The sequence below is a fragment of the Rhodococcus sp. AW25M09 genome, assembly GCF_000333955.1.
In the GTDB taxonomy this organism is placed as follows: domain Bacteria; phylum Actinomycetota; class Actinomycetes; order Mycobacteriales; family Mycobacteriaceae; genus Rhodococcoides.
This window is the reverse complement of record NZ_CAPS01000018.1, coordinates 55,022-80,515: the sequence shown is the minus strand read 5'-3', so window position 1 is coordinate 80,515 and position 25,494 is coordinate 55,022. Positions and strand designations below refer to the sequence as shown.

Annotated in this window: 32 protein-coding genes and 1 pseudogene; 18 read left to right on the top strand and 15 right to left on the bottom strand. The window is 63.2% G+C overall.

The genetic code is table 11. The annotated features are described in order from the left end of the window. Positions 1-757: transketolase family protein (locus RHODMAR_RS03530; protein ID WP_008711332.1), on the top strand; the 757-nt coding region annotated here is incomplete at its 5' end. Here RHODMAR_RS03530 and RHODMAR_RS03525 read toward each other — a convergent pair. Further along, the gene (locus tag RHODMAR_RS03525) at positions 758-1,219 is read right to left on the bottom strand and encodes a DUF6194 family protein (RefSeq protein ID WP_008711331.1); all 462 of its coding nucleotides are present in this window, start codon (positions 1,217-1,219) and stop codon (positions 758-760) included. A gap of 39 nt (positions 1,220-1,258) precedes the next feature. Then, positions 1,259-1,693 carry a PaaI family thioesterase gene (locus RHODMAR_RS03520; protein ID WP_008711329.1) on the bottom strand — a complete coding sequence of 145 codons (435 nt, stop codon included), beginning with the start codon at positions 1,691-1,693 and terminating at the stop codon, positions 1,259-1,261. 57 nt (positions 1,694-1,750) lie between these two features. Between RHODMAR_RS03520 and RHODMAR_RS03515 the strand changes: the two genes are divergently transcribed. Together RHODMAR_RS03515 and RHODMAR_RS03510 are read left to right on the top strand one after the other, a co-directional pair. Continuing rightward, positions 1,751-2,371, top strand: a complete 621-nt coding sequence (locus tag RHODMAR_RS03515) for a TetR/AcrR family transcriptional regulator (RefSeq protein ID WP_008711326.1) — start codon at positions 1,751-1,753, stop codon at positions 2,369-2,371. Next, on the top strand, positions 2,358-3,083 hold the full coding sequence (locus RHODMAR_RS03510) for an HD domain-containing protein (RefSeq protein ID WP_042937817.1): 726 nt from the start codon (positions 2,358-2,360) through the stop codon (positions 3,081-3,083). The genes RHODMAR_RS03515 and RHODMAR_RS03510 overlap by 14 nt, the downstream gene beginning before the upstream one ends. Here the strand turns inward: RHODMAR_RS03510 and RHODMAR_RS26845 are convergent. Then, entirely contained in the window at positions 3,067-3,690 is a 624-nt protein-coding gene (locus RHODMAR_RS26845) for a luciferase domain-containing protein (protein WP_008711320.1), read from the bottom strand. The genes RHODMAR_RS03510 and RHODMAR_RS26845 overlap by 17 nt on opposite strands. A 199-nt stretch (positions 3,691-3,889) precedes the next feature. On the opposite strand from RHODMAR_RS26845, the gene RHODMAR_RS03500 reads away from it, so the two are divergent. Beyond that, complete coding sequence (locus RHODMAR_RS03500; protein WP_008711319.1) at positions 3,890-4,129, top strand: PLD nuclease N-terminal domain-containing protein; 240 nt, start codon at positions 3,890-3,892, stop codon at positions 4,127-4,129. Here RHODMAR_RS03500 and RHODMAR_RS03495 read toward each other — a convergent pair. Beyond that, entirely contained in the window at positions 4,122-5,516 is a 1,395-nt protein-coding gene (locus RHODMAR_RS03495; RefSeq protein WP_042937815.1) for an aminotransferase-like domain-containing protein, read from the bottom strand. The genes RHODMAR_RS03500 and RHODMAR_RS03495 overlap by 8 nt on opposite strands. Between RHODMAR_RS03495 and RHODMAR_RS03490 the strand changes: the two genes are divergently transcribed. Then, positions 5,515-6,456, top strand: coding sequence for a DMT family transporter (locus RHODMAR_RS03490; RefSeq protein ID WP_081605886.1), 942 nt, complete (start codon positions 5,515-5,517; stop codon positions 6,454-6,456). The two genes, RHODMAR_RS03495 and RHODMAR_RS03490, sit on opposite strands and share 2 nt — an antisense overlap. After that, on the top strand, positions 6,453-7,673 hold the full coding sequence (locus tag RHODMAR_RS03485) for a pyridoxal phosphate-dependent aminotransferase (RefSeq protein ID WP_008711314.1): 1,221 nt from the start codon (positions 6,453-6,455) through the stop codon (positions 7,671-7,673). Before RHODMAR_RS03490 ends, RHODMAR_RS03485 begins: the two co-directional genes overlap by 4 nt. A 3-nt stretch (positions 7,674-7,676) precedes the next feature. Here the strand turns inward: RHODMAR_RS03485 and RHODMAR_RS03480 are convergent, their stop codons facing one another. Together RHODMAR_RS03480 and RHODMAR_RS03475 are read right to left on the bottom strand one after the other, a co-directional pair. Next, positions 7,677-7,874 carry a helix-turn-helix transcriptional regulator gene (locus RHODMAR_RS03480; protein ID WP_042937813.1) on the bottom strand — a complete coding sequence of 66 codons (198 nt, stop codon included), beginning with the start codon at positions 7,872-7,874 and terminating at the stop codon, positions 7,677-7,679. Continuing rightward, on the bottom strand, positions 7,871-8,278 hold the full coding sequence (locus tag RHODMAR_RS03475) for a hypothetical protein (RefSeq protein ID WP_008711310.1): 408 nt from the start codon (positions 8,276-8,278) through the stop codon (positions 7,871-7,873). The genes RHODMAR_RS03480 and RHODMAR_RS03475 overlap by 4 nt, the downstream gene beginning before the upstream one ends. Positions 8,279-8,462: 184 nt before the next feature. On the opposite strand from RHODMAR_RS03475, the gene RHODMAR_RS03470 reads away from it, so the two are divergent. Continuing rightward, positions 8,463-9,404 carry a DUF808 domain-containing protein gene (locus tag RHODMAR_RS03470; protein WP_008711308.1) on the top strand — a complete coding sequence of 314 codons (942 nt, stop codon included), beginning with the start codon at positions 8,463-8,465 and terminating at the stop codon, positions 9,402-9,404. Next, positions 9,404-9,889: a GNAT family N-acetyltransferase gene (locus RHODMAR_RS03465; protein ID WP_008711307.1), complete on the top strand. Its 486-nt coding sequence runs from the start codon at positions 9,404-9,406 to the stop codon at positions 9,887-9,889. The genes RHODMAR_RS03470 and RHODMAR_RS03465 overlap by 1 nt, the downstream gene beginning before the upstream one ends. 10 nt (positions 9,890-9,899) lie before the next feature. Here RHODMAR_RS03465 and RHODMAR_RS03460 read toward each other — a convergent pair whose 3' ends face one another. The 3 genes from RHODMAR_RS03460 to RHODMAR_RS03450 are packed head-to-tail and all read right to left on the bottom strand — an operon-like array spanning position 9,900 to position 11,128. Further along, a complete protein-coding gene (locus RHODMAR_RS03460) occupies positions 9,900-10,112 on the bottom strand; it encodes a hypothetical protein (RefSeq protein WP_008711305.1) in 213 nt (70 codons plus the stop codon). 8 nt (positions 10,113-10,120) lie between these two features. Continuing rightward, a complete protein-coding gene (locus tag RHODMAR_RS03455; RefSeq protein WP_042937810.1) occupies positions 10,121-10,708 on the bottom strand; it encodes a winged helix-turn-helix domain-containing protein in 588 nt (195 codons plus the stop codon). A gap of 48 nt (positions 10,709-10,756) precedes the next feature. Then, a complete protein-coding gene (locus tag RHODMAR_RS03450) occupies positions 10,757-11,128 on the bottom strand; it encodes a VOC family protein (protein ID WP_008711301.1) in 372 nt (123 codons plus the stop codon). A gap of 63 nt (positions 11,129-11,191) precedes the next feature. Here RHODMAR_RS03450 and RHODMAR_RS03445 point away from each other — a divergent pair, with 63 nt between their 5' ends. Beyond that, positions 11,192-11,629: a MarR family winged helix-turn-helix transcriptional regulator gene (locus RHODMAR_RS03445; protein WP_008711299.1), complete on the top strand. Its 438-nt coding sequence runs from the start codon at positions 11,192-11,194 to the stop codon at positions 11,627-11,629. 2 nt (positions 11,630-11,631) lie between these two features. On the opposite strand, the gene RHODMAR_RS03440 is transcribed toward RHODMAR_RS03445, so the two are convergent. Then, entirely contained in the window at positions 11,632-12,354 is a 723-nt protein-coding gene (locus RHODMAR_RS03440; RefSeq protein WP_008711297.1) for a pirin family protein, read from the bottom strand. After that, a complete protein-coding gene (locus RHODMAR_RS03435) occupies positions 12,351-12,803 on the bottom strand; it encodes a MarR family winged helix-turn-helix transcriptional regulator (protein WP_008711295.1) in 453 nt (150 codons plus the stop codon). Before RHODMAR_RS03435 ends, RHODMAR_RS03440 begins: the two co-directional genes overlap by 4 nt. A gap of 85 nt (positions 12,804-12,888) precedes the next feature. Between RHODMAR_RS03435 and RHODMAR_RS03430 the strand changes: the two genes are divergently transcribed. After that, the gene (locus RHODMAR_RS03430; RefSeq protein WP_008711294.1) at positions 12,889-13,380 is read left to right on the top strand and encodes a VOC family protein; all 492 of its coding nucleotides are present in this window, start codon (positions 12,889-12,891) and stop codon (positions 13,378-13,380) included. A 33-nt stretch (positions 13,381-13,413) separates the two neighbouring features. After that, positions 13,414-14,196 carry a pirin family protein gene (locus RHODMAR_RS03425; RefSeq protein WP_008711293.1) on the top strand — a complete coding sequence of 261 codons (783 nt, stop codon included), beginning with the start codon at positions 13,414-13,416 and terminating at the stop codon, positions 14,194-14,196. On the opposite strand, the gene RHODMAR_RS03420 is transcribed toward RHODMAR_RS03425, so the two are convergent. Both RHODMAR_RS03420 and RHODMAR_RS03415 read right to left on the bottom strand, forming a co-directional pair. Continuing rightward, the gene (locus tag RHODMAR_RS03420) at positions 14,193-15,758 is read right to left on the bottom strand and encodes a Na+/H+ antiporter (protein WP_008711292.1); all 1,566 of its coding nucleotides are present in this window, start codon (positions 15,756-15,758) and stop codon (positions 14,193-14,195) included. The two genes, RHODMAR_RS03425 and RHODMAR_RS03420, sit on opposite strands and share 4 nt — an antisense overlap. Before the next feature lie 32 nt (positions 15,759-15,790). Further along, a complete protein-coding gene (locus RHODMAR_RS03415; RefSeq protein WP_042937807.1) occupies positions 15,791-16,594 on the bottom strand; it encodes an SDR family oxidoreductase in 804 nt (267 codons plus the stop codon). Positions 16,595-16,689: 95 nt separating this feature from the next. Here RHODMAR_RS03415 and RHODMAR_RS03410 point away from each other — a divergent pair, with 95 nt between their 5' ends. Together RHODMAR_RS03410 and RHODMAR_RS03405 are read left to right on the top strand one after the other, a co-directional pair. Next, the gene (locus tag RHODMAR_RS03410) at positions 16,690-17,430 is read left to right on the top strand and encodes an ABC transporter ATP-binding protein (RefSeq protein WP_008711290.1); all 741 of its coding nucleotides are present in this window, start codon (positions 16,690-16,692) and stop codon (positions 17,428-17,430) included. Next, positions 17,427-19,010, top strand: coding sequence for a hypothetical protein (locus RHODMAR_RS03405; RefSeq protein WP_008711289.1), 1,584 nt, complete (start codon positions 17,427-17,429; stop codon positions 19,008-19,010). The genes RHODMAR_RS03410 and RHODMAR_RS03405 overlap by 4 nt, the downstream gene beginning before the upstream one ends. Here the strand turns inward: RHODMAR_RS03405 and RHODMAR_RS03400 are convergent. After that, a complete protein-coding gene (locus RHODMAR_RS03400) occupies positions 19,002-19,562 on the bottom strand; it encodes a sugar O-acetyltransferase (protein WP_008711288.1) in 561 nt (186 codons plus the stop codon). The genes RHODMAR_RS03405 and RHODMAR_RS03400 overlap by 9 nt on opposite strands. A 168-nt stretch (positions 19,563-19,730) precedes the next feature. On the opposite strand from RHODMAR_RS03400, the gene RHODMAR_RS03395 reads away from it, so the two are divergent. The 3 genes and pseudogenes from RHODMAR_RS03395 to RHODMAR_RS29545 all read left to right on the top strand — a co-directional run. Beyond that, the gene (locus RHODMAR_RS03395) at positions 19,731-20,603 is read left to right on the top strand and encodes a D-2-hydroxyacid dehydrogenase (protein WP_232433564.1); all 873 of its coding nucleotides are present in this window, start codon (positions 19,731-19,733) and stop codon (positions 20,601-20,603) included. 53 nt (positions 20,604-20,656) lie between these two features. After that, positions 20,657-21,106 carry an SRPBCC family protein gene (locus RHODMAR_RS03390; protein ID WP_008711286.1) on the top strand — a complete coding sequence of 150 codons (450 nt, stop codon included), beginning with the start codon at positions 20,657-20,659 and terminating at the stop codon, positions 21,104-21,106. Positions 21,107-21,137: 31 nt separating this feature from the next. Continuing rightward, positions 21,138-21,359 (top strand): annotated as a pseudogene (locus tag RHODMAR_RS29545) (phosphotransferase); the annotation flags it as partial. Between the two features lie 42 nt (positions 21,360-21,401). On the opposite strand, the gene RHODMAR_RS03385 reads toward RHODMAR_RS29545, so the two are convergent. Beyond that, positions 21,402-22,634, bottom strand: a complete 1,233-nt coding sequence (locus tag RHODMAR_RS03385; RefSeq protein ID WP_008711285.1) for a molybdopterin-dependent oxidoreductase — start codon at positions 22,632-22,634, stop codon at positions 21,402-21,404. Positions 22,635-22,872: 238 nt separating this feature from the next. Here RHODMAR_RS03385 and RHODMAR_RS03380 point away from each other — a divergent pair, with 238 nt between their 5' ends. Further along, entirely contained in the window at positions 22,873-24,129 is a 1,257-nt protein-coding gene (locus tag RHODMAR_RS03380) for an HNH endonuclease signature motif containing protein (protein ID WP_008711284.1), read from the top strand. 61 nt (positions 24,130-24,190) lie between these two features. Further along, entirely contained in the window at positions 24,191-25,489 is a 1,299-nt protein-coding gene (locus RHODMAR_RS03375) for a lipase family protein (protein WP_008711283.1), read from the top strand. Positions 25,490-25,494 lie beyond the last annotated feature (5 nt).

Here is a 25,494-nt window from a genome sequence, read left to right as displayed (position 1 = left end):
TGTGGTCAACGTGGGGATTCGCGAGCAGACGATGATCGGCGTTGCGGGCGGTATGGCTCTGGCCGGTCTGCGTCCGATCGTGCACACTTTCCCACCGTTTCTGATCGAGCGGCCCTTCGAGCAGGTGAAGCTCGACCTGGGTCATCAGGATGTCGGTGCGATTCTCGTCAGCTCCGGTGGGTCGTACGGGTGGCCGCAAGGCGGCGAGACGCACTTCGGCCAGAGAGATGTCGCGCTTCTCGACACTTTGGACGGGTGGACGGTTCAGGTGCCCGGGCACGTCGAAGAGGTCGAATGGATGCTGCGCGCCGCAGCGGCGTCCGAGGATCGTGTCTACATCAGGCTCGACGGCACCTCGAACGATCGACCGTACGGTCTCTCGGACGGATCGATGACGGGTCTGCAGCAGGGTAATTCAGGTACGGTCATCAGCGTCGGTCCGATGACGGATCGGGTGCTGGCCGCGGCCACAGGGCGAGATGTCACGGTGTTGCACGCGTCGACGATCAGGCCCTTCGACAGTCACACACTGCGCGAGATCCTCACCGAGCCGGACGTCATGATCGTCGAGCCCTACCTCGCCGGGACGTCTGTGCCGCAGATCAACAGGGCTTTGGCGGACGTGCGGCATCGCCTGCGGGGAATCGGCGTCGAGCCGGGAGAGCGCCGAAAGTACGGCACAGTGGCCGAACACGACCGTGCCAACGGCCTGGATGTCGAAGGGCTGTCCCGATCCATGGACGAATTCTTCGGCTGATCAAAGCTGACGGCGCTCGTACCTGCCCTTGGCGACGGCATAAGCAGAACCGAGTAGTTGCCCGACCTGCGATTCGGTGTGCGAGGACGGGTTGACCACCGACATCCAACCCGCAGGGCCGTACTGGGGGTGAGCGGCAAGGGTGTCGTCGGTGTCGGCCTGGACTGCGTTTGCCGCCTCGCGGGCCGGCACCCCCAGGAGTTGTTCGAATTCCTGCTTACCCGCAACGACATTGACTCGGAATGCGTCGGGCCGGTCCAGCTGGGACAGCTCGTCGCCTGGATAGTTCTTGGTCACGATGGTTGCAAACGGCTGAACAGTCGTCGGGATGGTCCCGTCGGGCGAGTAGTAGAAGAACACGTCGCCCCAGGCGAGTTCGGGAGTTCCATCGCCTTCTTGCGGCCGCAGCGCTACGGTGCCTTCGAAGCTGCCGACCAAATTCACGATGTCGTCGAGTGTCATGCATCGATGGTCACATGTTCGGCAGCGTCTGCCCAGGCTTCAGCCCACTTTGTATGTTCCGGTGCCGGTCGCGACCAGACGGCCGGATTCGGTACCCACGATGTCGGCCCGGCACGTCTTCAGGCTCCGGCCGCCATGTAGCCGCGTCCCCACGATGTCGATGCTCTCGGCGTACACCGGCTCGAGGAATTGCACCGACATGGACACGGTCACACCTCGAAGCTGTTGAGGGACTTCGGATCCGGCCCAGGCGGCGGTCATGATTCCGATGTCGATACAACCGGCAATCACACCTCCGTGCAGCATCTGGCCCACCGTGGACAACTCGTCCCGATAGGGCAACCGCAGCCGAGCTACGCCCTCATCGATATCGATCAGTTCGATCCCCAGCTGCTGCACGAACGGTGACTGCGGCAGAAACATGACCATTGCCGCGCTTCCACTGTCCGGTGTCTGTACCTCGTTGGTCGTCATCTCGTTCCCTTCTATCGTCATTTGATTCCGATAACGGAATCAGACTACGATAAGTTCATGGTCTTGGATACCCCTATCGACAAGCGGAAGCGTCGAACACACAACGCGGTGCTGGACGGTGCCCGGTCACTCTTCCTCGAGCATGGATATAGGGGAACGACGATCGAGATGCTCGCTACAGCAGCAGATGTCGCGGTGAGCTCGATCTACGCCAATTTCGCCGCCGGCAAGGTCGACGTCTACGCCGCTCTGGCGTGGCGAACCGCTCTGACCCACGTCGAGGAGATGTCGGCACCGGTCGATGCGGGCGAGCCAGTCCTCGTAGTGGCCGAATTCCTCGATCGCTACATCGCTTTTCACCGCGGCAACCCACTGGCGCTACGCCTATTGGGGTTGACGGATGTGGACAAGTCCGAGTCCGCATCAGTCGGCGAGGCGAAGGGAAGGATCGACACCGCGCTCGGTGAACTCATCGATTCGGTGACGCGAGCGGTGGCGGAGGCCGGTGCCGACGTCGGGTCGCGCGCTCTGGTGCTGAATGCCTGGGCAGCAATGAACGGTGCTGTGTCACTGCACCAACGACGCATCGTCGACCAACCGATGCTCGACGCGATGCTAGCGATCACCCGGGCAGATATGCTCCGCCATCTGAAGGGTGCCTCCGATGGAACCCGGTGAACTCAGCGCAGGAGATCGTGCACGAACCGTGGGAGCTGCTGTGCTACAACAGCTCGTGATGCTGCCCGGGACTGTCCTCGGTCCTCGGAGAGGTTCGTCGGATTCTGCCTGGCCCATCGTCGAGGCACCGGATTCGCGGCTGTGCCGCGACGCGCTGGACGAAGCCCGGGAGTGCCTGAGTACGCCCGTCTTGATGCACAGCCTGCGATGTTGGCAGTACGCCACGGCGTTCGCGGCCGTCGACGGTCTACGCCCTGATTGGGAGGCGCTCTATCTCGCGTGCGTGCTGCACGATTTGGAACTCGGCGGTGAACAGCGTTCGACGGCAGGTTGTTTCGCGATACTCGGTGCCGAACGAGCCCGGCAGTTCATCCACCTAGGTGATGGCAGCGAGCGAACAGCGCGGATCGTCTACCAGGCGATAGCCAGGCACATGGACGTGTCGACACCGAAGGGATCGGAGGCGGCCCTCCTGCACGATGCAGCGTATCTCGACGTCAGTGGTCGCCGGATTCGCGATGTCGACCGGCACTGCCTCGATGCTGTCGAATCTTTCTATGCACGAGAGGGTTTCGTGGCCGACTTCGCCTCCAGGATGAAGGTCGAATCTCGACTGCGTCCGAAGTCGACCGCGTCGACGTTGTGGCGTTCGGGGATGTATCCGGCGGTGAAGTCGAACCCGCTTCAGCGCGGATTCACCTCGTCGCGGTAGATATCGCGCGGTGAATGATCTGTTCGATTCGGTCGGCGTCGTCGGAGTGTCGTGGTGCGTACAGGAAGACGTAGGTCTCGGGTAGGCCGAGTACGGGGCGCCCGGCCAGCGGGTGCAGCTCGCCCCATCCCGCGGAGATGACAGTTTGAGCGTCGTCCGGCTGCAGCACCACGTGCGACGAACCTTCGGTCTCGTGCACGTGCAGAATCTCGCCCTTCGTCCGGGCAATCCATGGTGCCGCAGCGGTGATATCCGTGACGTACAGTGCGTCGCCTCTACGCTCGAATCGACTGCGTGCCATGTGAAACGGCCCGTCCGGTCGGGCCTCGACGGTGACGGCCGCGTTCAGTCGTTCGATCAGTGTCGAGTTTGCGCGATCGGTGAGTTGACGGTGGGGTATCGGGTACGGCGCGATCGTCGGGCGAGGTCCGGCTCGGCGCTCGAGATGCCAGTGCAAACCGGGGCCCGCCGCGCCGCCGACAGTCAGTGAGTCGCGGCGAGCGAGTGGTCTCAGGGCGGTAGCGATCAGCCATCCACCGACGTTGGTGGGAAGTCCTCCCGGCCCCAGTTCCATCCACGCGGCATAGTCGTTCTTCACCTTCTGCACCGGATCAACGTAGCGGTCGGTGGGAGTCGACGATAGACCTGTCGTACATCCACAGATGTACGAGGAGATACCCGCGCAGACCGATGTGGTCGGGGCTGCCGGCTCGTAGCGTTGTACCGGTCAACGAAACAGCACACGCGAAGGGACCGTCATGCAGGTCGCAACAATTCTTTCTCAACAACAGTCGACCACCGAGTAAGTGCTCGGCATCGGATTGGGAACCCTGGGCCTGCTGATCGCGCTCGCGCTGACGTTCGGTGCGGTATTCCTGTTCGTTGCCGCGGTGGTCAGCATCATTCGCTCGCCCAACTACACCGTTGCCGGCCGCGCAGTGTGGATCTTCGTCGTACTGGCTTTTCCCTTCCTCGGTCCCCTGGTGTGGTTCATCTGGGGCCGCAAGTCGACGTTCGCCGTCGATGTTTCCCACAGCCTCAGATGATCGAACCGATGGTGCGTGCCGCGTCGGGAAATTCGCCAGGGTTGGGGCCCGCGTAGTTGAGCCGAAGGTACTTGCCGGTGGGTTCGGCGGGGAAGTAATCGTCCCCGGCTCCGACGATGACGCCCGCCGACCTGCATTGCTGCACAACCTGTTCCAGGTCCACATCATCACGCAAGCGCATCCACAGATTGAGCCCACCTCGTGGAACTGCGTCGAGATGGCCTCGCGATGCGAACTCGATCAGGCTGTTCGCCAGCAAGTCTCGACGCGAGCCCAGTTGTGTGCGCAGACGCCGAAGATGGGTACGCCACGCGGGTTGCGTCACCACATCCAGTGCGACGGCTTGCAGGATTCCGCTGACGTACATCGTTTCCGCTCCGGTGTCGGCGAGGATGCGCTCGTACGCGGGGCCACGAGCTATCACGCCGGCCAACCGAACCGAGGGCGAGACAGTCTTGGTCAGCGATCGTAGGTAGACGACATGGCCGGCATCGTCCTGTGCGGCCAGCGGATTCGGCTCGGCGGTGATGCCGAAATCATGTGCCGAGTCGTCCTCGATCAAGAATGCGCCGTGGCGTCGAACAGTGTCGAGCACTTGCTCGGACAGGGTGCGTGACCATTGGGCCCCGGTCGGACTGGCGAACGTGGGTTGGGCATAGAACGCCCGAGAGCCCGTGTGCGCGAATGCCCGCGCCAGCGCGTCCGGGTCGGGGCCGTTCACACCGCTGGGGATCGGTACGACGCGAACGCCCGCCTGTGTGGCCGCGAGAATGGCACCCCAGTACGTCGGCGACTCCATCAGTAGCGGCCGGCCGGCACCCACGAGAGCCCGAAAGGCAGTGCTGAGACCGGTCTGGCTACCGGGAATGATGACGACATCGCTGGCCGACGGGGGCGTGATGCCCAGCGGGGTGGACGCTCCCAACTCGGCCGCGAACCATGCGCGCAGTTCCGGTAGGCCCGCAGTGGGTGGCCGGGCGATCACCGAATCGGTACGCGCCGCACGCGTGAACGCGGCGTGAACCAGCCTCTCCGGCAACAACTCCCGAGCTGGGTAGCCCGAATGTAGTGCGATCACATCGCTCGAAGTGGACTGCAGGGCAGCCGGAAGCTGCAGGCGATTGTCCGGCGCTCCGAGCGCTGCCGTCTGCCAGCCGTAATCATTGGGGCGGGCCGTCCGCACGGTCCTGACGAATGTCCCGACGCCGGGCCGGCTTTCGATGACGCCCTGCGCCATGAGGGTGCGCAATGCCTTCTGCACCGTGACCGGACTGGCCGAGTGCTCGGCCACGAGGGCCCGGGTGGACGGTAGTCGAGCCTCTGGTGGCGCGGCCGCAATCCATATTCTGAGTGCAGCCACGATTCGACTACTGCTATCGTCGGACATGAAACAGCATAGTAGCGCTACTCACTCGGGCGCGGGACTGCTATCGCGCGCTGGGCTCCTGTGGGGCATGGCGGGCGTCACTGCGTTCTCTTTCACGGTGCCATTGACTCGTATCGCCGTCACCGGCGGCCTGTCGCCGCTGTTCGTGGGTACCGGACGAGCCGTGGTTGCTGCCGCATTGGCGGCGGTAGCGCTGGCGGCGACGAGGCAAAGGCTCCCCCAGGGGAGGCAGTGGTTGCGGCTGACGGTGATCGCGGCCGGGGTCGTCATCGGATTCCCGGTACTCACCTCGTACGCACTCACCACTGCATCGGCGGGTCACAGTGCTGTCGTCATCGCCGTGCTGCCGGCAGCAACTGCCGTGGTCGCGGTGGTGCGCGAACACCAACCCGTGCGGCCGGTGTTCTGGTTGGTCGCAGCCATGGGCGCTGCCGTCGCGGTCGGATTTGCAGCGGTTCAGTCCGGTGAGGCCACCGGGTTGCAATGGTCGGATCTGCTGCTTCTCGGGGCAGTCGTCGCCGCTGCGGTCGGATACGCAGAAGGCGGCCTGCTGGCCCGCGAACTCGGTGCCTGGCAGACGGTCTCGTGGGCGCTGGTGGTCTCCGTTCCGGTGACCGGCGCGCTGGCCGGGTACGCATGGTGGCAGCAACCGTCGACGGCGGGTGCTCCGGAGTGGGCAGCGTTTGCCTACCTCGCGGTGGTGAGCATGTACCTGGGGTTCTTCGCCTGGTATAGAGGCCTGGCCATCGGCCCGATGTCGAGTGTCAGTCAGATTCAGCTGATTCAACCGGTGCTGACCATCTGTTGGGCCGCAATCATCCTGCACGAGGCGTTGACGTGGCCCGTGGTCGTGGGTGGAGCGGCGGTCATCGTGTGTGCCACAGTGGCGGTCCGGACCCGGATGTCGCCATCCGTTCGACAGGAGGAAATTTCGGCATGACGAGATCGATCGATCAGGCGCGCAAGCTCGAGAATGTTCGCTACGACATTCGGGGGCGCATCCTGGACAAGACCGAAGAACTCGAGGAGCAGGGACACGCGATTCTGCGCCTCAACGTCGGCAATCCCGCTCCTTTCGGGTTCGAGGCACCGGACGAAATCATGATGGCGATGATCCGCAATCTGCCTACTGCACAGGGGTATTCGGATTCTCGTGGGCTGTTCTCCGCCCGCACCGCGGTGGTGCAGTATTACCAGACCAAGGGCTTGACCGATCTCGACGTCGGCGACGTCTATCTCGGCAACGGGGTATCGGAGCTGATCACGATGACGATGCAGGCACTGTGTAATCCGGAAGACGAGATTTTGATCCCCTCGCCCGACTATCCGCTGTGGACGGGCTCGGTGGCACTGGCCGGTGGCACACCCGTGCACTATCTTGCGGACGAAAGCCAGGACTGGGCAGCGGACTTCGAGGATCTGGAGTCCAAGATCACGCCCCGTACCCGCGCGATCGTGGTGATCAATCCGAACAATCCGACGGGGGCGGTGTATCCGCGCGAGGCACTGCAGCGCTTCGTCGATCTGGCTCGTGAGCACGATCTGATTCTGCTTGCCGACGAGATCTACGAGAAGATCGTCTACGAGGGCGCGGTGATGACGAACCTCGCAACCCTGGCTGGAAAAGATGTCCTGTGTTTGACCTATTCGGGCCTGTCGAAGGCGTACCGGGTGTGCGGATTTCGCGCCGGATGGCTGGCAATCACCGGGCCGCGTCGGCGTGCGGCAAGTTTCATCGAGGGCATCACCCTGCTCTCCAACATGCGTATGTGCGCAAACGTGCCGGCGCAACACGCGATACAGACTGCCCTCGGTGTCAGGCAGTCGATCGAGGATCTTCTGCTTCCGGCGGGACGACTGACGGCGCAGCGTGATCTGGCGCATCGCATGCTCAACTCCATCGATGGAATCAGTTGCGTGCAGGCCGCGGGCGCGCTGTACATGTTCCCGAGACTCGACACCGAACGCTTCGGAATCGTCGACGACGAGAAGTTCGTGCTCGATCTACTCGAATCCGAGAAGATTCTCGTCAGCCACGGCCGGGCCTTCAATTGGGATGTGCCCGATCATTTCCGGCTCGTCACGCTGCCCAACGTGGACGATCTGGCGACGGCGCTCGAACGACTCGGCAATTTTCTGAGCTCGTACTCGCAGTAGCGATCAACTCGGGTCCGGCTCGAACACCTCCTCGATGGAGCAGTCGAAGGCCGCGGCGAGACGAAAGGCGACGGGCAGGCTGGGATCGAATCGTTCCTTCTCGATGGAGATGATCGTCAGGCGGGTGACATCGATACGTTCGGCCAGTTCGTGCTGCGACCAGCCCATCTCGGTGCGACGTCGTCGAACACTGTTCTTCACTCGGACAGGGCGCGGTGTCGCGCAATTACGTACCGCGCCGTGAACGACGCGAATGCGGCGATGAGCAAGCCGATCAGGAGCAGGGTGGCCGGTGGCTCGGCCCGCGCGATCGAGATGACAGCGAGGGTCAGGCCCAGAATGCACACCAGATCGGTGGCCGTCCCGCTCGATGCTGTCTCTGCCCAGTGGGATTCGACGCTCTCGCCCGAGGCATAGGCGGGTTCGGTCTTCTCCGGGGCGATGAAGAGAATCCACCCGAGCATCGTCCCGAACGGGAGGGCGGTGAATCCGAATACCACGGCCGAAACACCCGGAGCGACGGGCGAGACGAGCCAGGCCAGCAACGCCGTCGCGGCCGCGGTGGCGAGGCCGACACCACAGGCCGAGATCCATTTGACTGCCATGATCGACTCCTGTTCTAGGTATAGGTCACTATACGTATAGGAAACCATACATCGCCGACTTGCTCGTGTGTGGTGGCCGACGCACCTCTGGCGGTATGGTTTCGAGGCGTAGATCGTCGGGATTCGGCGTCGTATACAGCCCAAGGAGCCTGCCCGTGCACTCGTCTTCATTCGGAGGTCTGTGATGGCCGGCGGACTCGTAGCTCTGCTCGACGACGTGGCAGCGCTGTCGCGTCTGGCTGCTGCATCTATCGATGACATCGGTGCCGCGACCGGCCGGGCGACGGCCAAGGCGGCCGGTGTCGTGATCGACGACGCCGCGGTGACGCCGCAATACGTCCGCGGTCTCGCGGCCGAACGCGAACTCCCGATCATCAAGCGCATCGCGATCGGTTCGCTCCGCAACAAGTTGCTGATCATTCTGCCGATCGCCCTGTTGCTGAGCCAGTTCGTACCGTGGCTGTTGACGCCGATTCTCATGCTTGGTGGCTGCTACCTGAGCTACGAGGCAGCGCACAAGATCTGGGGTGCACTGTTCGGCCACGGCGAGCACCACGATGCTGCCGAGGACGAGCCGCGGGACGAGGACAGTGTTGTCGCCGGGGCCGTTCGCACCGATCTCATTCTGTCGGCGGAGATCATGGTCATCTCACTGGATACCATTGCGGCAGAGGGCTTCTGGAATCGGCTGATCGTACTTGCCATCGTCGCGGTAGTGATCACGATCCTCGTCTACGGAGTCGTCGCGCTGATCGTCAAGATGGACGACATCGGTCTGAAATTGGCCGACGGCTCCACCGGCTTCGTCGAGAAGTTCGGCCGAGGTCTCGTCAAGGCCATGCCCAAGGTCATGTCGGTGCTGTCGATCGTCGGTACCGCAGCGATGCTGTGGGTCGGTGGACACATCCTGCTCGTCGGAATCGACGAGCTCGGCTTCCACCCCATCTACGAACTTGTGCACCACGGCGAGGAAGCCGTCCGCGGGGTCGCGGGCATCGGCGGCGTGCTGGCCTGGATCGTCAACACCCTCGCATCGGCGGTCATCGGTGCGATCGTGGGTGCGATCCTCGTGGCTGCTCAGCTGGGAATCTCGAAGGTACTCGCCAAGCGGGCTGCCGCGAAGTAGTGTCCGCTGCTGCGTCGTTCGCCGTTGTCGATCCGTCATCGGAACCAGCGATCGACATTCTGCGTCGCTACAACGTCGATATCGTCGGGCGCTTCCACGGCCGAGAAGCGTCCGATGAGGAAGTGCGTCGTACCATGGTCGACGAGCCCAGCGACGATCTCGCTGGAGATTCGGGCGTGTTCGTGGTCGCATACCTCGGCGTAGAGGTAGTGGGTTGCGGGGGCGTGCGTTTCATCTCCGACGACATCGCAGAACTGACGCGAGTCTTCGTCGATGCCAGCGTCCGCGGAGGCGGTGTCGGAGCGTCCATGGTCGAGTATCTGGAAGGGTTCGTCCGAGAATCGCGTCGGAAGCGAATTCGTTTGGACACCAGGGAGGATCTGGTCGAGGCTCGCCGCTTGTACTCGCGACTCGGCTATGTCGACGTCCCTGCGTTCAATGCCGAACCCTATGCCGAGGTCTGGCTCGAAAAGCTGCTGTACTGAGCAGCTTCCATCACCGGCGGGCCAGTTCGAGTACGCGTCGCTCCGACACGGAGACGTCCGCTAGCGAGGCCGTCAGCTCGTCCCATGCTCGCTGGACTCGGAGTTCGTCCCGCCGCAGACGCCGTTGTGCAACAGCGAGTCTGCGGCGCTCGGCCTGCAGTAGGCGCTGCTCGCGGTCTTGTTGGGCTATGAAGAGGTAACTGTAGGGGTCGAATGGATACATGCCAACTCCTATGGGGTCGTGGGGAATCCGTGCACCAGCACCATGACGTGCTCGCGGTCCTCCGAGGTCGCGTCCTCGCCATGCCGGCGCCATTTGTCCAGGACGGCGCGAAGTTCAGCATCCAGCTCGGCAGTCTCGTTCGATGTCAGTCGTAAGACGTTGTCGGTGCTGAACGCTGCCGCTACCCAATCCGGCCCCCAGGATTCGGACGTCCGATCGAAGTTGCGCAGACGGGACCATTGGTGCGCAAGCCAGGAGTCCTTGGACGCCTTGGCAACCGACAACGACTCGGGTGAATCGGCGAAGTCGGTCTCGGACCAGCTGAATCCGTTCTCGTTGGCCTCCGACCACCAGCGCTGGCGCTTGTCCGATCCGTTCTCGACCTCTTTGACGAACCCATGCTCGGCAAGTCTGCGCAGGTGATAGCTCACCGAAGCGGGCGACTCGTCCACGAGATCGCCGAGCTGAGTGGCAGTCATCGACTTGTTGGCGCGCAACGCGTAGAGCAGCCGTAGTCGAATGGGATGCGTCAGCGCCTTGAGCTCGGACATGTCCGTCAGCTTCCGTGGCGTCCGATCGGCAGGTCTGGGGCTCATGCACCCACCATAACCCGAAAGGAATATTTCGCAATAGTTCTTTCGGAACTAACCGCTGTGCACGGTGACGGCGTATCCATCCGGGTCTTGCAGGACGAAGGTCTTTCCGAAAGGGCCGTCGAAGGGTGCGGTGAGGATCGGGACGTCTGCGGCTACCAGTGTTTCGTGTAGCGCCTCGGCGTCCCCGCATGCGAGCCACAGGGCCACCCCGAGACCGGGCTGTCCGCCGTCGAGATCGGTTCCGGGAGATGGGTTTCGGACAGTGAACGGTATCGGCGTCGTCGCGAACACCGCTGCTCCCGGGGGTGCTTGGGGTGCGCGGACGAGGCCCAGTCGTGACTCGTAGAAGTCTGCGCTCGCGTTGAGATCGCGGACCTGGAGGGCGAGGAAGCTGGGCCCGGAGACGGATGCGTCGGTCATGTCGATTCCTGTCGTTCGTTGGTCAAGGTCTTGACGTAAATCAATTTATGTCAAGATATTGACATGAGTCAAGTGGATCTCGACACCTCGATCGGATACGCCCTCAAGCGGGCGACAACGGCGCTGCGCTCGGCGATGGACGAACGGCTGCGGGCGCTGGACATGACGGTATCTCAGTACTCGAGCCTGGAACTTCTTGCTCACCGGCCGGGCCTGTCCAATGCCGAGCTTGCCCGTGGAGTGTTCGTCACCAGGCAGGCGACGCATCAGCTACTGGCCGGGCTCACGCGCGAAGGCCTGGTGGACATCGTCGGCACCGGGCGGGCGCAACGTCTCCATGTCACGGCGCGAGGCGTGGAACGACTCGAACGCGCGTCGGCCGCCGTTGCCGACGTGGAGCGCACGATGATTCAATCACTCTCCGAACAGGACAGGCAGTCGCTGCGGCGGAGTTTGAAAGCATGCGCGGAGGCGTTGGGAGAACAACATCCACTGCCCTGAGGTCAAGCGAAGCCGGCGTGCATTTCCCAGATCAAGATCTCGCTCGCCGTCGATGCTGTCACACGGTGCCCGCCCGTGGCGGTGAGTCGAACGGCATCCCCTCGAGCGAGGTCGCCGACGTCCTCGAACACCGCGGAACCGTCGGCGACGAAGACATGACCGAACGGCGCATGGGGGACGACGATCGATTGTCCCGGCGCAAGGCGTGCAACGTGCAGTGCCGCAAAATGATTGCCGATGCGCACGCCACTTCTACCCGCGATCCCCGACGCCACGCAGACCAGTTCACCGGACGCCAGCTGGTCCCGTACATCGAGTTCCTCGTAGGAGGGAACGGTGCCATCGGTGTCCGGGGGAATCCACATCTGCACGACGCGTAGCTTCTCTCGGCTTCTCAGGCTCGACGCGTTGCGTTCGGTGTGGCGAATCCCGGTGCCGGCACTCATCCGCTGAATCAGGCCGGGCCGAATCGATCCGGTATTGCCCTCGGAGTCCGCATGCTCGAGTGTTCCTTCGAGTACCCAGGTGAGGATCTCCATGTTCTGGTGTTGATGCGAATCGAATCCTTCGCCGGGAAAGACGGTGTCTTCGTTGTGCACCATCAACAGCCCGTGGGCATTGGCTGCCAGATCGTAGTTTCCCGTGGCCGGGAACGACTGCTTGGAGTCGAGCCATTCGTTCCACCAGTGATGCCGCTGCGCGCTGGGTATGTGGCGCAATGTCATGATGCGTGGTCTCGCATTGCTGAGAACGTGCGGGTCAGAGCGCCCAAGTCGCTCGGATTCACGAGGTCGAACATGTTCTCTCGGACGGCCGCTGCGTGGCCGGGGCTGGCCGCTGCGAGCGTGTCCATACCGGCGTGGGTGAGCTCTGCCGACATTCCGCGTTTGTCGTCGTCGCATCGGACGCGCTGGACCCAGCCGCACTCGACGAGTCGGCTGATGGCCCTGGTCACTCCGCTGCGGGTGGTGGTGACGGCGTCGGCGAGTTCACTCATGCGCCTTCGGCGATCGGGTGCTTCGGAGAGCACCACCAGCAGCTCGAAGTCCGTGAAGGAGATCCCGGAGTCGCGAGTGAGCTGATTGTCGAGGTCGCGAAGCAGTAGCCGTGTCGCATCGAGGTACGCGCGCCAGGCCTGTTGTTCGTCGCCGTCGAGCCACCGGGGTGAGTCCATGCCTGCATAGTAGTTGACAACGCAACTAACCGGTGTACCGTTCCAAGTAGTTGATGAAGCAACTACTTGACCGGAGGGTGGAGCGATGACCGAGGTGGATCTACACACCGCACAGCGGGACCGCATTCGTGAGCAGCATCTGAAGCCGGCAGGCGAGCGGCCCGCGTCCTCCGCCCGAGGACTCCATCACACAGCGTTGGTCAGCAGCGACGTCGAAACAACGGTCCGCTTCTATCAGGATCTGCTCGAATTCCCGCTCACCGAACTCATCGAAAACCGTGACTACCCGGGCTCCTCACACTTCTTCTTCGATATCGGCAACAGCAATCTGCTGGCATTCTTCGACTTTCCGGGACTCGACGTCGGGCCCTACAAGGAAGTACTCGGCGGGCTTCATCACGTGGCGATCAGCGTCGAGCCCACTCGGTGGGAACACCTGCGTACCAAATTGATCGACGCCGGGGTCGAGCTGATCGAACACAGCGAGGTCTCGCTGTACTTCCAGGACCCCGACGGTGCGCGATTGGAGTTGATCGCCGATCCGCTCGGTGAGATGTACGGCTCGCACGTCCTGTAGGTATCCATTCACTCTCGATTCGAGGCTCACGCTATGACCGCTGCAGCAACGCAACTCGATGTTCGCCGGGCCGACGACCGGTTGAAGACCAAGATCGGTTGGCTCGACTCCAAGCATTCCTTCTCGTTCGGAAACCACTTCGATCGCAGTAACACCCACCACGGTGTCCTGATGGTCAACAACGATGACATCGTCACACCCGGGCAGGGATTCGACACCCACCCGCACCGCGATATGGAAATAGTGACCTGGGTTCTGCAAGGCTCACTGGTGCACCAGGACTCGATGGGTCACTCCGGGGTGATCTATCCCGGTCTCGCACAGCGCATGAGCGCAGGCACGGGAATCTTGCACTCCGAAAAGAACGACTCGTGGCGACTCGGTGAGACCGCCGGTTCCTACTCGGGCAAGCATGGAGATCCAGTTCGGTTCGTGCAGATGTGGGTTGTGCCCGACGAGCAGGGCATCACACCGGGCTACGAGCAACTCGAGATCGACGGCGAATTACTCAGTGGCGGTCTGGTTCCCGTTGCGTCGGGTATGGCGAACCACGCCGATCACGCGGCTATCCGCATCAAGAACAAGTATGCGGCCATGCACGCCGCGCGCCTGCAGCCCGGCCAAGCTCCGGTGGAGATTCCCGACGCACCGTTCGTGCACGTCTTCGTCGCCGAGGGGGAAGCGATGCTCGAGGGTGTCGGCGTCCTCGCCGAGGGTGACGCCGTCCGCATCAGCGGAGGCGGCGGACAGAAGCTGAGCACCGCCACCGGTGCTGAAGTCATCGTCTGGGAGATGCACGCGACAATCGCAGGTTAGTCGTTCTCTCGGTGCGGGCGGAAGGAGTGCTCCTCGTGGTCGAGTTCGTGCTCGAGGCTGCGCATGCTGTTGTCCGGTAAGCGGCCGGCGTCTCGCCAGCACAGCAACTCCTCTCGCTCGACGGCCAGGATGCGGCGCCGCGTACTCGTCGCTGCCATCTGCGCCGGCGAGATGACGGAGTCGCCGACTTCGGATTCGTCGAGGTGGTCGAGCCTTCGGCGATAATGATCGATACGATTTTCCAGCTCGTGACGCAGGATCTCCCGGCCGTCGTCGTCGAGTTTCTCTTCGTCGGCTATTCGATCCAATTGTGACAGAGCTGCTTTCGTAGATCCCTCGCGCGCTTCGTTTCTCAGACGTGCCTCCGCCGCCGGATCGGCGACCACGTTCAACCGTCGCACCAGCGGAGCGAACGTCAGACCCTGCCCTACCACGGTTACCAATACCACCAGGAAGGCGCAGAACAGCAACAGATCTCGACTCGCGAACGGCTCGCCCGAGTCGATCGTCAGTGGCAACGTGAACACCGCGGCAACGGTGATGACACCACGAGTGCCTGCCCAACTCATCACCAGCGCTTCCCGCTTGGACAGTCCGGTCGTCAGCAGCCACAGCGGACGCAGGAGAAGTACGCCGGCCAAGGTGACACCGACGGCAAGGGCGATAGTCGCGTCGGAGTAGGCCGACAGTCCACCCACCACCGTCGGCAGCTGCTCGCCGATGAGTAGAAACACGAAGCCTTCGAGCAGCAGATCGATCAGTCGCCAGACCGCGCTGGTCTGCAAACGGCTGGCACCCGATACGGCGTGGCGGGTGTGGTGGCCGATCATCAGTGCCGCGACGACCACGGCCAACACCCCGGACGCATGCACTTCTTCCGCGGCCAAGTACGCCACGAACGGCGTCGTCAGAGACACGATGTTGAGCAGTAACGAATCGTGAACGAACCGCTGCACCAGTCGAAGCAGCAGCGCGACGATCAGCCCGACGACAATTCCGCCGACCGCGGCCAACACGAACAGTCCCCCGGCGTGTGCGAAAGTCATGTCCTGACTCGAGATCGCGGCAATTGCGACCGTCAGCATGGTCAGGGCAGTCGCGTCGTTCAGCAGCCCCTCGCCTTCGATGAGGGTGACCAGCCTCGGTGGGATGCCCGCTCGTCGACCGACGGCCAATGCGGCGACCGGGTCGGGTGGGGCGACGGCGGCTCCGAGCGCCATGCCGGCAGCCAGTGTGATGCCGGGAACGAGCAGCCACAGACCAACTCCCACCAGCGCGGCCGTGGCGACCACCAGGGCAACGGACAGGCTCAGGATTGTCCATACGTTCCGGCGGATCGCGATCAGCGAGGAGTTGAGAGCCGCGCTGTAGAGCAGTGGAGGGATCACCAGCGTCAGCACGACCTCGGGGTCGAGGACGATGTCCGGCACCGGTGACGCCGACACTGCCAAGCCCGCTACGGTCAGCAGCGCCGCAGACGGCAGGCCCGTCTTCTTCGAGATCACCTGAGCCGCCACGATGAGGCCCGTCGCGGCCAGGACGAGCCCGAGAATTTCTATCACGGGGCTGTATTCCCGCAGGTCAGCGGTTCAAACTATCTTTTCAGTCCGAACATTTTCGCGACGATCTTCTCCATGAACGCGGCCGGCATCAACCGGCGAGCGAGGAACACGAGCGGCGCGTTGCTTCCCCTGGCGTACAAGGGTTTCGGCTGGTCGGCCTCGATGGCTTTCAGGACAACCTCGGCGACGTCCTCAGCGGAAATGCCGGTTCCCTCTTTGCGGTCCAGTGACGAGATCATGGTGTGGAAGTCGTCCCGATGGATCGAATGCGGTGCAATGTACTTGGTTCGCCGCTCGCTGATTCCGGTGTTGATCGATCCCGGTTCGACGGTGGTCATCCACACGCCGTAGGGCGAGAGTTCCAGACGAGCTGCGTCGGAGAAACCCTTGATGGCTGCTTTCGTCGAGGCGTAGGACGAGCGATAGGCGAGGGGAAAGCTGGCGAGCATCGAGCCGACCATCACGATGCGGCCGTACCTACGCTCGCGCATGCCGGGAATAACGTTCTGCGACAGTGTGACTGCGCCGAAGACGTTGAGCTGGAAGAGTCGCTCGATGGCGTCGGTGGGCAGTTCCTCGAACGGTCCCGACTGGCTCTCGCCCGCGTTGTTGACCAAGACGTCGACGTCGCCGAGTTCGGCGACGAATGCGCTGATCGACGCGGTGTCGGTCAGATCGAGTGCTCGATAGTCGACGCCCGCTACCCGTTGAGCGTCGGTCATCGAATCCGGATTGCGGGAGGTGCCGATGACCCGGTAGCCGTGGGCGACCAGTGCCGTCGCAACGGCCTGTCCAATGCCTGACGAAGCTCCGGTGACCACTGCAGTGCGATTCATGCCCAGATGGTACCGGGATCGCCGATACATACCGCATGACGAATCCGCCCATACCGGTTAGTCTGTTACCCGTGCAAACGAACTCTGCTGCCCTGATGCTCGAGCACCTGTGTATGGCCTTCGGCCCCAAACCTGCCGTCGACGATCTGTCGTTGACGGTTCCACCCGGCTCGATGTTCGGCTTGGTGGGTCCTAACGGTGCAGGTAAGACGACGTCGCTGTCCATGGCAGTGGGACTACTCAGACCTCAATACGGGCGAAGTCTGGTGTTCGGAAGGGATGTCTGGGCCGACCCGATCGCAGCGAAAGAGCTGCTCGGGGTGCTCCCCGACGGGCTGACGTTGCCGTCGCAATTCACCGGTCACGAGCTGCTGACCTACTTCGGACGATTGCGCGCGATGCCGGAGGACGTCATCGCGCAGCGTCGAGACGAACTGCTGGATGCATTGGATCTGACCGACGCCGGAGGAACCGTCATCGCCGACTACTCCGCGGGAATGACCAAGAAGATCGGACTTGCCTCAGCACTGCTGCACGGGCCCCGGCTACTGGTGTTGGACGAGCCTTTCGAGGCCGTCGATCCCATCTCCTCCACCACTATTCGCACCATTCTCGTTCAATTCGTCCGGTCCGGCGGGTCGGTGATTCTGTCGAGCCACGTCATGGCGCTCGTCGAGCAACTGTGCACTCACGTCGGTGTCATCACCGGCGGCCGAGTCGTTGCGTCGGGAACGGTCGACGAGGTCCGTGCCGGCGGAACCCTCGACGACGCCTTCGTTCGTCTGGTCGGTACCCGAGAACAGAACCCGGACGGCCTGTCTTGGATGCGCTCGTGACATCCGTCGAGCGCACCGTCCTGCAGATGCGAATCACGCTCTACCGCAGGCAATTCACAGGTGGACGTGCGGTGGTCAAGACTGTTTTCGGATTGCTGGGGCTGGTCTTCGCTGTACTGGCGTGCGTGCTGGCGGCGCGTAGTGATGCCTCACAGGTACTGGTCGGTGGTACCGCGAGCCTCGGGCTGACCCTGGCTGGGCTGAGTTGGGTGCTGTTCCCGGTGCTGTCGGGCATCTCCGACGACAATATTCAGCCCCGTCACTTTCAATTGCTCTCCGTCGACCCCAGTCGGCTTGCACGTGCGTTGTTGACCTCGTCGGCGTTCGGCATCGTGGTCCCGCTGACCACCATCGCGTCCGCGTGTATCCCGATCTATGCGCTGTCTCGTTCCGTGACGGCACTTCCGCTCGCGTTGGTGGCCTGGCCAGCAACGTTGGTGTTCTTCGTGACGTTGTCCAGGGTGGTGACGCTGGCGATGTCGCAGCTCCTCAAGAGCAGGCGCAGTCGCGAGCTCGCGCTTCTGGTGTTCAGTGCGGTCTTCGGTGGTCTGTACTTCCTGCAGTTTCCCATCACCCAGAATTTCGGCCGGGTGCTGTCCGGTGACGTGACTTGGCCTCTGACGCTGGCACATTCGATTCCGTTCAGTTGGGGAATCACCGGCGTGGATGCTGCGCTGGACGGCAACTGGCCGCTGGCGATCGGCGCAGTACTGGGATTGTTGCTGCTGGACGGCGCATTGGTCTGGGCGTGGCAGCGACTGGTACTGCGGCTTTTCGAAGGACGGGTCTCCACCTCCTCGGGAGCATCGCGAAAGCAGACGATCGCCGGCGGTCGCGACGGAGCGACAGGTTGGCGGACAACGCGAGTCGGCGCGGTGGTGACGCGCGAGTTGTCTCTGTGGCGCGGGGACATGCGTCGTCGAAGTCAGCTCTTGTCGGTGCTGATTTTCGCGGTGCTCGGGGGAATCGGTCCGTTGGTGTCGGACTCGATTCCGTTCAGCGCCGCCTGGGGCGCGTGGATCGTGATCTTCATGGCGATGGGCGCGGGGTCGAATTCGTACGGTCTCGACGGTAGTTCGATGTGGCACCTGGTGATGATTCCGCAAGCCCTTCCCGACGATGTCCGTGGTCGGCAGATCGCCTGGCTGCTGGTCGCGGCACCTTTCGCGATTCTGTCGACCCTGGTGGTTCGAGTGTTCGGCGATGTCGGGCTCGACCGACTGCAGATCCCCATCGCGGTGACGATTTCGATGCTCGGAGTGAGTGCCGGGCTGACCGCTGTGACCTCCGTGCGTGGCGCGTACTCGGTGCCCGAACCGACCAAGGCATTCTCGTTGAACACACGGGGATCGTTCACCGGCAATGCATTCGGACTACTCATGCTCGGAATGGTTGTCCTGGGACTGTCGGTCGTGCCCGGTCTGCTACTCGCGCTGCTCCTTCCCGGAGCCTTCGCCTATTTGTCCATTCCCGTCGCCGTAGCGGTCGGCTGGTTCGGGATGTGGTGGGGGGCGCGCATGGCCGTCGGCACGCTGGTTCGTGACTCCGACAGGATTTTGAATGCAGTGATCTCACGGTAGGGCGCGAATTGCCCGACACGGGTTACCGGCGGCGAAGGTGTGCGACGGTACGTCGCGAGTGACGACGCTCCCCGCGCCGATCACCGAGTTCTCGCCGATGGTGACCCCCGGGCAGACGATGACGCCGCCGCCCAGCCAGACGTTGTCACCGATGGTGATAGGAAGCGCACTCTCCCAGCGAGTTCGGCGGGCCTCGTGATCTTCCATGGGATGCAGAGCCGTCAGTAGTTGTGTGCGTGGGCCGATCGAAACGTCGTCCCCGATGGTGATGGGTGCGCAGTCCAGCAGGATCGCGTCGTAGTTGAGGAAAGTGTTCGAACCGATGGAAATGTATGTGCCGTAATCGCATTGGAATCGCGGCATGATCCACGAATCAGCTCCGATGGATCCGAGCAACTGCCCGAGTATCGCTCTGCGCTCTGCGTTCTGGTCTGCCGCGGTGGCATTGAACCGGTCGAGCAGCTTTCCGCACGACACCCGAGACGCGACCAGGTCTGGATCGCTGTCCCGGTAGAGCTCGCCCCGAAGCATCCGATCCCGATTCTCGCCCATGGAGCAGACACTACCGATCGGTCGGCTTCTCGAACAGATCGAGTATTGTTTCGACATGGTATCGGCGAAGAGGCGAGGATAGCCCCCATGGTGAACGTGCTTGTGGTCGAGAGTGATTCGGATCGAATGTCCTTTCCCTCGATCGAAGGAGCTCACTTCAGGGGCTGCGTGATCGCTGAACTCGCCGATGCGGTCTCGTGGGCGGAGGTGCTGCTGTTTCGGACGTTCGAGACCGTCGATCTGCAGGCCGTGTGGCCGAATGCCACGAACCTTCGATGGATTCACGCATCGAGCGCAGGAGTCGATCGGCTGTTGGATCCCGCTCTACGCGAGGGCCCGTGGCTGCTGACCAACTCCGGTGGCATCCTCGACCGTGCGATAGCCGAATACGTCGCCGCTGGAGTTCTGGCGTCGGTCAAGAAGCTGCCCCAGGCAATCCGTCGACAGCGCGATCGTGTCTGGGAGCATCGAGGGACCAGCGGAATTCAGGGCCGCCGCGCGCTTGTCGTCGGACCAGGCTCCATCGGACGTGAGATCGGTCGGGTACTCGGAGCACTCGGTATGCGCGTCGATGCCTCGGCAACGTCCGAGCGCCCAGGCGATGCCGAGTTCGATCGAATTCTGGATGTAGGCCAATTATCCTCGTATGCAGGAGAATACGACGTCGTCGTGCTGGCTGCGCCGTTGACCGACAGCACTCGAGGACTCGTCGATGCCGAAGTGCTCGAGGCCATGCGTTCCTATGCGGGCCTGGTCAATATCTCACGCGGTCCCGTCGTCGACGAGAAAGCGCTGTGTGCGGCATTGGCGTCCGGGGCGATCGGTTGGGCCGTGCTCGATGTCTTCGAGGTCGAGCCGTTGCCGGACACGAGCCCGCTGTGGGACATGGAGAACGTCATCTTGACCGCACATCTGGCAGGCGACGCCGACGACTTCGCCGAGCGCCTGTGGCAGCTGTTCGAGGGCAACCTGCACCGATATCTGGCCGGATCGTCACTGGTCAACGTCGTCGATAAGCAGCTGGGCTACGTTCGGCGGTAGTCCGTCGGGCAAAGTGTGTGTAACACGCCGTAGCGTGTACTACAGTCGGCGATATGCGTGAGATCAATCGTTCGGCGATCGCGTCGACCAGTCGTGAGGCAGCTTTCGCCTATCTCGACGACTACCGGAACGTGCCGCAGTGGATGTTCGGAATCACCCGGTTCGAGCCGAGAGGCGAGATCACGTCCGGTCTCGGTGCCACGTACGACGCGACCATGCAGATCGGCCCGAAGGCGCTTACCTCCGTCGTGCACGTGACCGAATGGGTCCCCGACGAGCGGCTGACGCTCGAATCGGTCGAGGGCCTGTCCAACTCCTCCACCTGGTCTTTCGTCGACCTCGACGAGGGGCAGACCCGCCTCGACGTCATCTTCCGCTACAGCCTGCCCGGTGGTATCGCGGGCAAGCTCCTCGGGGCCGTCGTCGAACCCGTCGTCGGGCAGGCCATCCGGCATACCGAGTCCACGTTGCGATCGCAGTTGGAAGCAGCTCAGCGGCGATAGCGCGACCATATCGGTACTCTGGCTAACGTGACTGACGACGCGCAGGCACGCGAGTGATCTTCTGGACCGGGTGGCCGAACCGCGCATGCTGCACGGCGACCTGTTCATCCCCAACCTGATCCTCGACGAAGCATCACTGCGGATCGTCGGAGTTCTCGACCACGATCGCGCGTTCTGGGGAGATCCTGCTGCTGACTGGGGAATTCACGTGATGGCGGGGAGACCCGAGGCCGAACAGCAAGCATTTCGTGACGGCTACGGAGCCCCAGCCTGGGGCGAGACGGGCACGGCTAGGTCAGGAACGGAAGACGATGCTCGCAACCCATTTGGTGTTGTGTACGCCCGGCAGCGCCGGCACGATCACCCGCGCTGGATACCCGTGATCGAGCGAGAGGTCGACCCCGTTGACCGTCAACGCCAGCAGCGAGTCCGGATGGGCCGCTTGATTCCCCTGCAGTACCGCGCGCGTGAACGCACCGTTCTGTTCGAGCGAGGTCACCTCGGCCGAGCGCGGCGCGGGCACGCCGGCAAGGGCGGCGAGTTCGGCCAGCGGCACGCCGGTCCAGGTCTGAGTCGTCGACCATCCTTCGACGCAGGCGATCGGAAGTTCCGCAGTACGCTGCGGCATCGACATCAGCCTGCCTCGGGACAGCACCACCGGAACGGCGTCGTCGGCTGCGCTGCTGATCGTCAGCTGCCAGTCGGCACCGGTTTGCGCCTCGGTGATTCCCGCGGCCTCGGCCGTTCGGTTGACCTGGAAGTCGTTGGGGCCGTCGCCGTAGGAGCGCCCTCGTGGAAGCAGAATTGCTGCCTTGCGCAGAACTCCACCGAGCGTCTGGCCGAGCGTCAGTACGGCGACGAAACCCATTCCGGCGGCCACCAATCCGATGGCACCACGCCGGCTCATGGTTGCCGGCGGTGTGTCGTTCGCAGCCTCGTTGCGTGTGCGTAGCACGTCCATCAACGACTCCGACCGCAAAGTTCGCCACATCAGCGGAACCTTGAGGCCGAGGTGTACGAGGAATCCCGCGATGAACACCCAGGCCCCGAAGTAGTGGGCGGCGTAGAAGTCGAAACCGAAGACGTAGTCGTACTGAATGTTGAGGACGCCGGTGACGATCTCGAACAGCAGTCCGCCGACAAGCGCGAGCAGGGACAGGCGTTCGAGTGCGTGCGCCGGCGATCGGACGGGTGGTAGTTCGGCGAGCTTGGGCATCACCGACCACAGTTTTGCGATGACGAGCGGCACGATGATCAGCCCCAACCCCACGTGCAGGCCCTGAGTGAGCTGGTAGAGCCAGGCGGGGTCGGTCGGCCAGTCGAAGAACGGCAATCGCAGCCACCCGACGGCCCCCGGCCTGGCCTGACCGAACTGTGGTCCGTACGCAATGTACGAGAGCAGGCCCGTAATGATGACGATCGGCAACGCAACCAGCAGTACAGCGCCGAACAACGACGTCAACCACGTGCTGCGCAGTGGACTACGAAAGCGCACGAGAGTATTGGGGTCGTCGGCCATGTGAGGCATTCGCTACCCACCCAGTACTGGATGTGTGTCGCCGGTCGGTGGCTCCACTGATCGGTGTCTGTTCACGGCTGCACTACCCATCGCTCGAGAACGGCGTCTGGTGTCAGTATCGGCCCATCGGTGAGGAAATGTGGTCCGATCACGTCCCCGCGGGGACGGATCGCCTCCGCTTCGGAGTTCTTGTCGGTGGCCCGTCGTACATTTGTCGAACACACATTCGATGAGCCGGGGGGCGTTCATGATCGACAGGACCGAGACGCGAGATATCGAAACCGAGATCTGTGCTCTGGCCGGTCAGATCGCTGCCGCGTCAGCGCAGTATCTGATCCTGGTGGGCGAGTTCGACGTGCGACGCGGGTGGGCAGGCTGGGAGGTGCGGTCCTGTGCGCACTGGCTGTCCTGGCGCGCGGGAGTCGATCTGCACACGGCCCGTGAGCAGGTGCGGGTGGCCAAAGCGATGCGGGAGTTGCCGCTGATCACCTCGGCCTACCTGAGCGGCACGGTCTCGTACTCCAAGGTGCGGGCGATGACTCGGGTGGCTACGGCCGAGAACGAGGCGTCATTGCTGCAGAAGGCACTCGACGCACCCGCGGCACATATCGAGCGCCTGTGCCGTGGACTGAAGAAGGCGATGCGACCGAGTAGGCGAAACGGTGTGGACGCCGATCCGTGCGTGGGGCGATGGCGCTGGGATGAAGACGACGGTTCCCTCGTGGTCAGTGCACGATTCCGACCCGAGGACGGCAAACGATTCCTGGCCGCGCTGACCAGGGCGGAGTACGAGCGCACTCGCACCGAGGACGAAGCGGAGGGCGACCGCGCGGCTCCGGCTCCCACAAATCCGGTGCCGGCACTGATCGCGATGGCAGAGATGGTGTGCGATGCCGTGGCTTCTCCGGTGGTTTCACCTGCCGCTGAGGTACTGGTGCACATCGGTGACAGTGAAGAGGCGGGCCGCGATCACGCCCACTTCGACGACGGACCGGGGCTGGACGACGAGACACTGGCTCAGGTGCCGTGTTCCGCAGTGATGCGGACGGTCGGTCACGGCCGTCTCGGTAGGACTGTGCGATGGAGTGCCAAGTCCAGGAACCCGAGCCGAACTCAAATGCGGCAGCTGATCATCAGAGATCGGTGTTGCGCTGCGCCCGGATGCGGCCGCACGCGCTTTCTGCATTCGCATCACGTCACGTACTACTCCCGTGGTGGCGAAACGTCACTCGACAACCTGATCCTGCTGTGCGGTGAACATCATCGAGCGCTGCACGACGGGTACTTCTTCATCGAAGCCCTTGGCGGCCAACGCTTCGTGTTTCGTCACCCTTCGGGTACCGAGATTCTGCATGCACCCGCGGTATCCGGTGATGCAGAGGATCTTCGGCGAAAATGCAACGACATCGAGCCCGACGCCATCATCCCGAACTGGGGCGGAGAAGGTCTCGACCTGAGCTACGCGACCGATGTCTTGATCACCAACTGGCGGCAGGCTGCGTGAAATGGGGGCGGTCAGGGCAAGTTAGTGTGACGAAAAGGCTCGGACAAGAAGCGGTGGAGATATGAGCGTCGACAGATCACTGGGGGAAGAACAGCCCTGGCCGGTGGAATATGTATCGAGCCGGAACGACGCGACCAGGCCCGAAGACGACCCGTTCTATTCCGCACCCGAAGGGTACGACGCGGCTCGGCCGGGGACGATTCTCAAGGTAAGGCCGGTCGAGGTCGCGATGCTCGGTCGCGTTCGGCAGCGAGTCGATGCGTGGCAGCTTCTGTACCGCACCGTGGATCTCGATGGGCTTGCGCAGGCCAGCGTCACGACTGTGCTGCGGCCGCAGAACGCCGAGCCGGTACTGCTCTCCTATCAGTGTGCGATAGACGGTGTCGCGTCCTCCTGTTTTCCGTCCTACGCGCTTCGCCGTGGCTCGCGGGCGTTCGGCGCGGTTCCGCAGTTCGAGTTCCTACTGGTTCTGCACGCCCTTCGGCGCGGGTGGACCATCTCGATCCCCGATCACGAGGGACCCGAGGGACACTGGGGTGCGCCGAAGGAGCCCGGGTTCTGCACGCTCGACGCCATTCGCGCGGTGTTGTCGTTCGAGCCACTGGCGTTGCACGAGAGCACGCCCGTCGCTCTGTGGGGCTACTCGGGCGGCGGGCTCGCGACGTCCTGGGCAGCGGAGATGGCTCCGGAGTACGCGCCGGAGATCGAATTGGTCGGTGCCGCGCTCGGCTCGCCCGTCGGAGATCCGGGTTCGGCGTTCACCCGGCTGAACGCGACGCTGCACGCAGCGCTGCCTCTGCTGGTGGTGGCCGGTCTGCGGCGTACTTATCCCGAACTGGACCGGATCGTTCGCCAGTACGTCAACGAGGACGGAATGCGCATTTTCGATTCCGCAGAGTCGATGACGACCGTTCGAGCTGTCATCCGGTTGGCGCGGCACGATCTGGACGACTACATCGACGTTCCGCTGGCCGATCTGCTGGCTCTACCCGAGATCGTGCAGATTTTCCAGGACATCCAGCCCGGTCGCACGGCCCCGACGGTGCCGCTGTTGGTCGTCCAGTCGGTGCACGATCAAATCATTGCCATAGACGACGTCGACGGACAGGTCGATCGGTACAACGACGCCGGCGCGCACGTGACCTATCTCCGAGATCGGTTGAGTGAACACCTGTCGTTGCATCCGCTCTGTGCGCCGCTGACGCTGGACTGGTTGGCAGATCGCTTCGCCGGCGTAGCGGTGCCCGAACCCTCGACGCGAACGGTGTGGTCCACTGCTTTCTCGTTTGCTGCACTCCGCGGCCTGGTGTCGATGACCTGGACGACGATCCGGGCACTGACCATCGGCGTGCGGGTGTAGCTACC

Bases quoted from the DNA above. Each gene is read 5' to 3' on its own strand.
- RHODMAR_RS03525 (WP_008711331.1), bottom strand. From the start codon at position 1,219: ATGACACTCGACGACATCGTGAATTTGGTCGGCAGCTTCGAAGGCACC.
- RHODMAR_RS03520 (WP_008711329.1), bottom strand. From the start codon at position 1,693: ATGACGACCAACGAGGTACAGACACCGGACAGTGGAAGCGCGGCAATG.
- RHODMAR_RS03515 (WP_008711326.1), top strand. From the start codon at position 1,751: ATGGTCTTGGATACCCCTATCGACAAGCGGAAGCGTCGAACACACAAC.
- RHODMAR_RS03510 (WP_042937817.1), top strand. From the start codon at position 2,358: ATGGAACCCGGTGAACTCAGCGCAGGAGATCGTGCACGAACCGTGGGA.
- RHODMAR_RS03490 (WP_081605886.1), top strand. From the start codon at position 5,515: ATGAAACAGCATAGTAGCGCTACTCACTCGGGCGCGGGACTGCTATCG.
- RHODMAR_RS03495 (WP_042937815.1), bottom strand. From the start codon at position 5,516: ATGTCCGACGATAGCAGTAGTCGAATCGTGGCTGCACTCAGAATATGG.
- RHODMAR_RS03485 (WP_008711314.1), top strand. From the start codon at position 6,453: ATGACGAGATCGATCGATCAGGCGCGCAAGCTCGAGAATGTTCGCTAC.
- RHODMAR_RS03475 (WP_008711310.1), bottom strand. From the start codon at position 8,278: ATGGCAGTCAAATGGATCTCGGCCTGTGGTGTCGGCCTCGCCACCGCG.
- RHODMAR_RS03470 (WP_008711308.1), top strand. From the start codon at position 8,463: ATGGCCGGCGGACTCGTAGCTCTGCTCGACGACGTGGCAGCGCTGTCG.
- RHODMAR_RS03460 (WP_008711305.1), bottom strand. From the start codon at position 10,112: ATGTATCCATTCGACCCCTACAGTTACCTCTTCATAGCCCAACAAGAC.
- RHODMAR_RS03455 (WP_042937810.1), bottom strand. From the start codon at position 10,708: ATGAGCCCCAGACCTGCCGATCGGACGCCACGGAAGCTGACGGACATG.
- RHODMAR_RS03450 (WP_008711301.1), bottom strand. From the start codon at position 11,128: ATGACCGACGCATCCGTCTCCGGGCCCAGCTTCCTCGCCCTCCAGGTC.
- RHODMAR_RS03445 (WP_008711299.1), top strand. From the start codon at position 11,192: ATGAGTCAAGTGGATCTCGACACCTCGATCGGATACGCCCTCAAGCGG.
- RHODMAR_RS03440 (WP_008711297.1), bottom strand. From the start codon at position 12,354: ATGACATTGCGCCACATACCCAGCGCGCAGCGGCATCACTGGTGGAAC.
- RHODMAR_RS03435 (WP_008711295.1), bottom strand. From the start codon at position 12,803: ATGGACTCACCCCGGTGGCTCGACGGCGACGAACAACAGGCCTGGCGC.
- RHODMAR_RS03430 (WP_008711294.1), top strand. From the start codon at position 12,889: ATGACCGAGGTGGATCTACACACCGCACAGCGGGACCGCATTCGTGAG.
- RHODMAR_RS03425 (WP_008711293.1), top strand. From the start codon at position 13,414: ATGACCGCTGCAGCAACGCAACTCGATGTTCGCCGGGCCGACGACCGG.
- RHODMAR_RS03415 (WP_042937807.1), bottom strand. From the start codon at position 16,594: ATGAATCGCACTGCAGTGGTCACCGGAGCTTCGTCAGGCATTGGACAG.
- RHODMAR_RS03410 (WP_008711290.1), top strand. From the start codon at position 16,690: ATGCTCGAGCACCTGTGTATGGCCTTCGGCCCCAAACCTGCCGTCGAC.
- RHODMAR_RS03400 (WP_008711288.1), bottom strand. From the start codon at position 19,562: ATGGGCGAGAATCGGGATCGGATGCTTCGGGGCGAGCTCTACCGGGAC.
- RHODMAR_RS03390 (WP_008711286.1), top strand. From the start codon at position 20,657: ATGCGTGAGATCAATCGTTCGGCGATCGCGTCGACCAGTCGTGAGGCA.
- RHODMAR_RS03385 (WP_008711285.1), bottom strand. From the start codon at position 22,634: ATGCCTCACATGGCCGACGACCCCAATACTCTCGTGCGCTTTCGTAGT.
- RHODMAR_RS03380 (WP_008711284.1), top strand. From the start codon at position 22,873: ATGATCGACAGGACCGAGACGCGAGATATCGAAACCGAGATCTGTGCT.
- RHODMAR_RS03375 (WP_008711283.1), top strand. From the start codon at position 24,191: ATGAGCGTCGACAGATCACTGGGGGAAGAACAGCCCTGGCCGGTGGAA.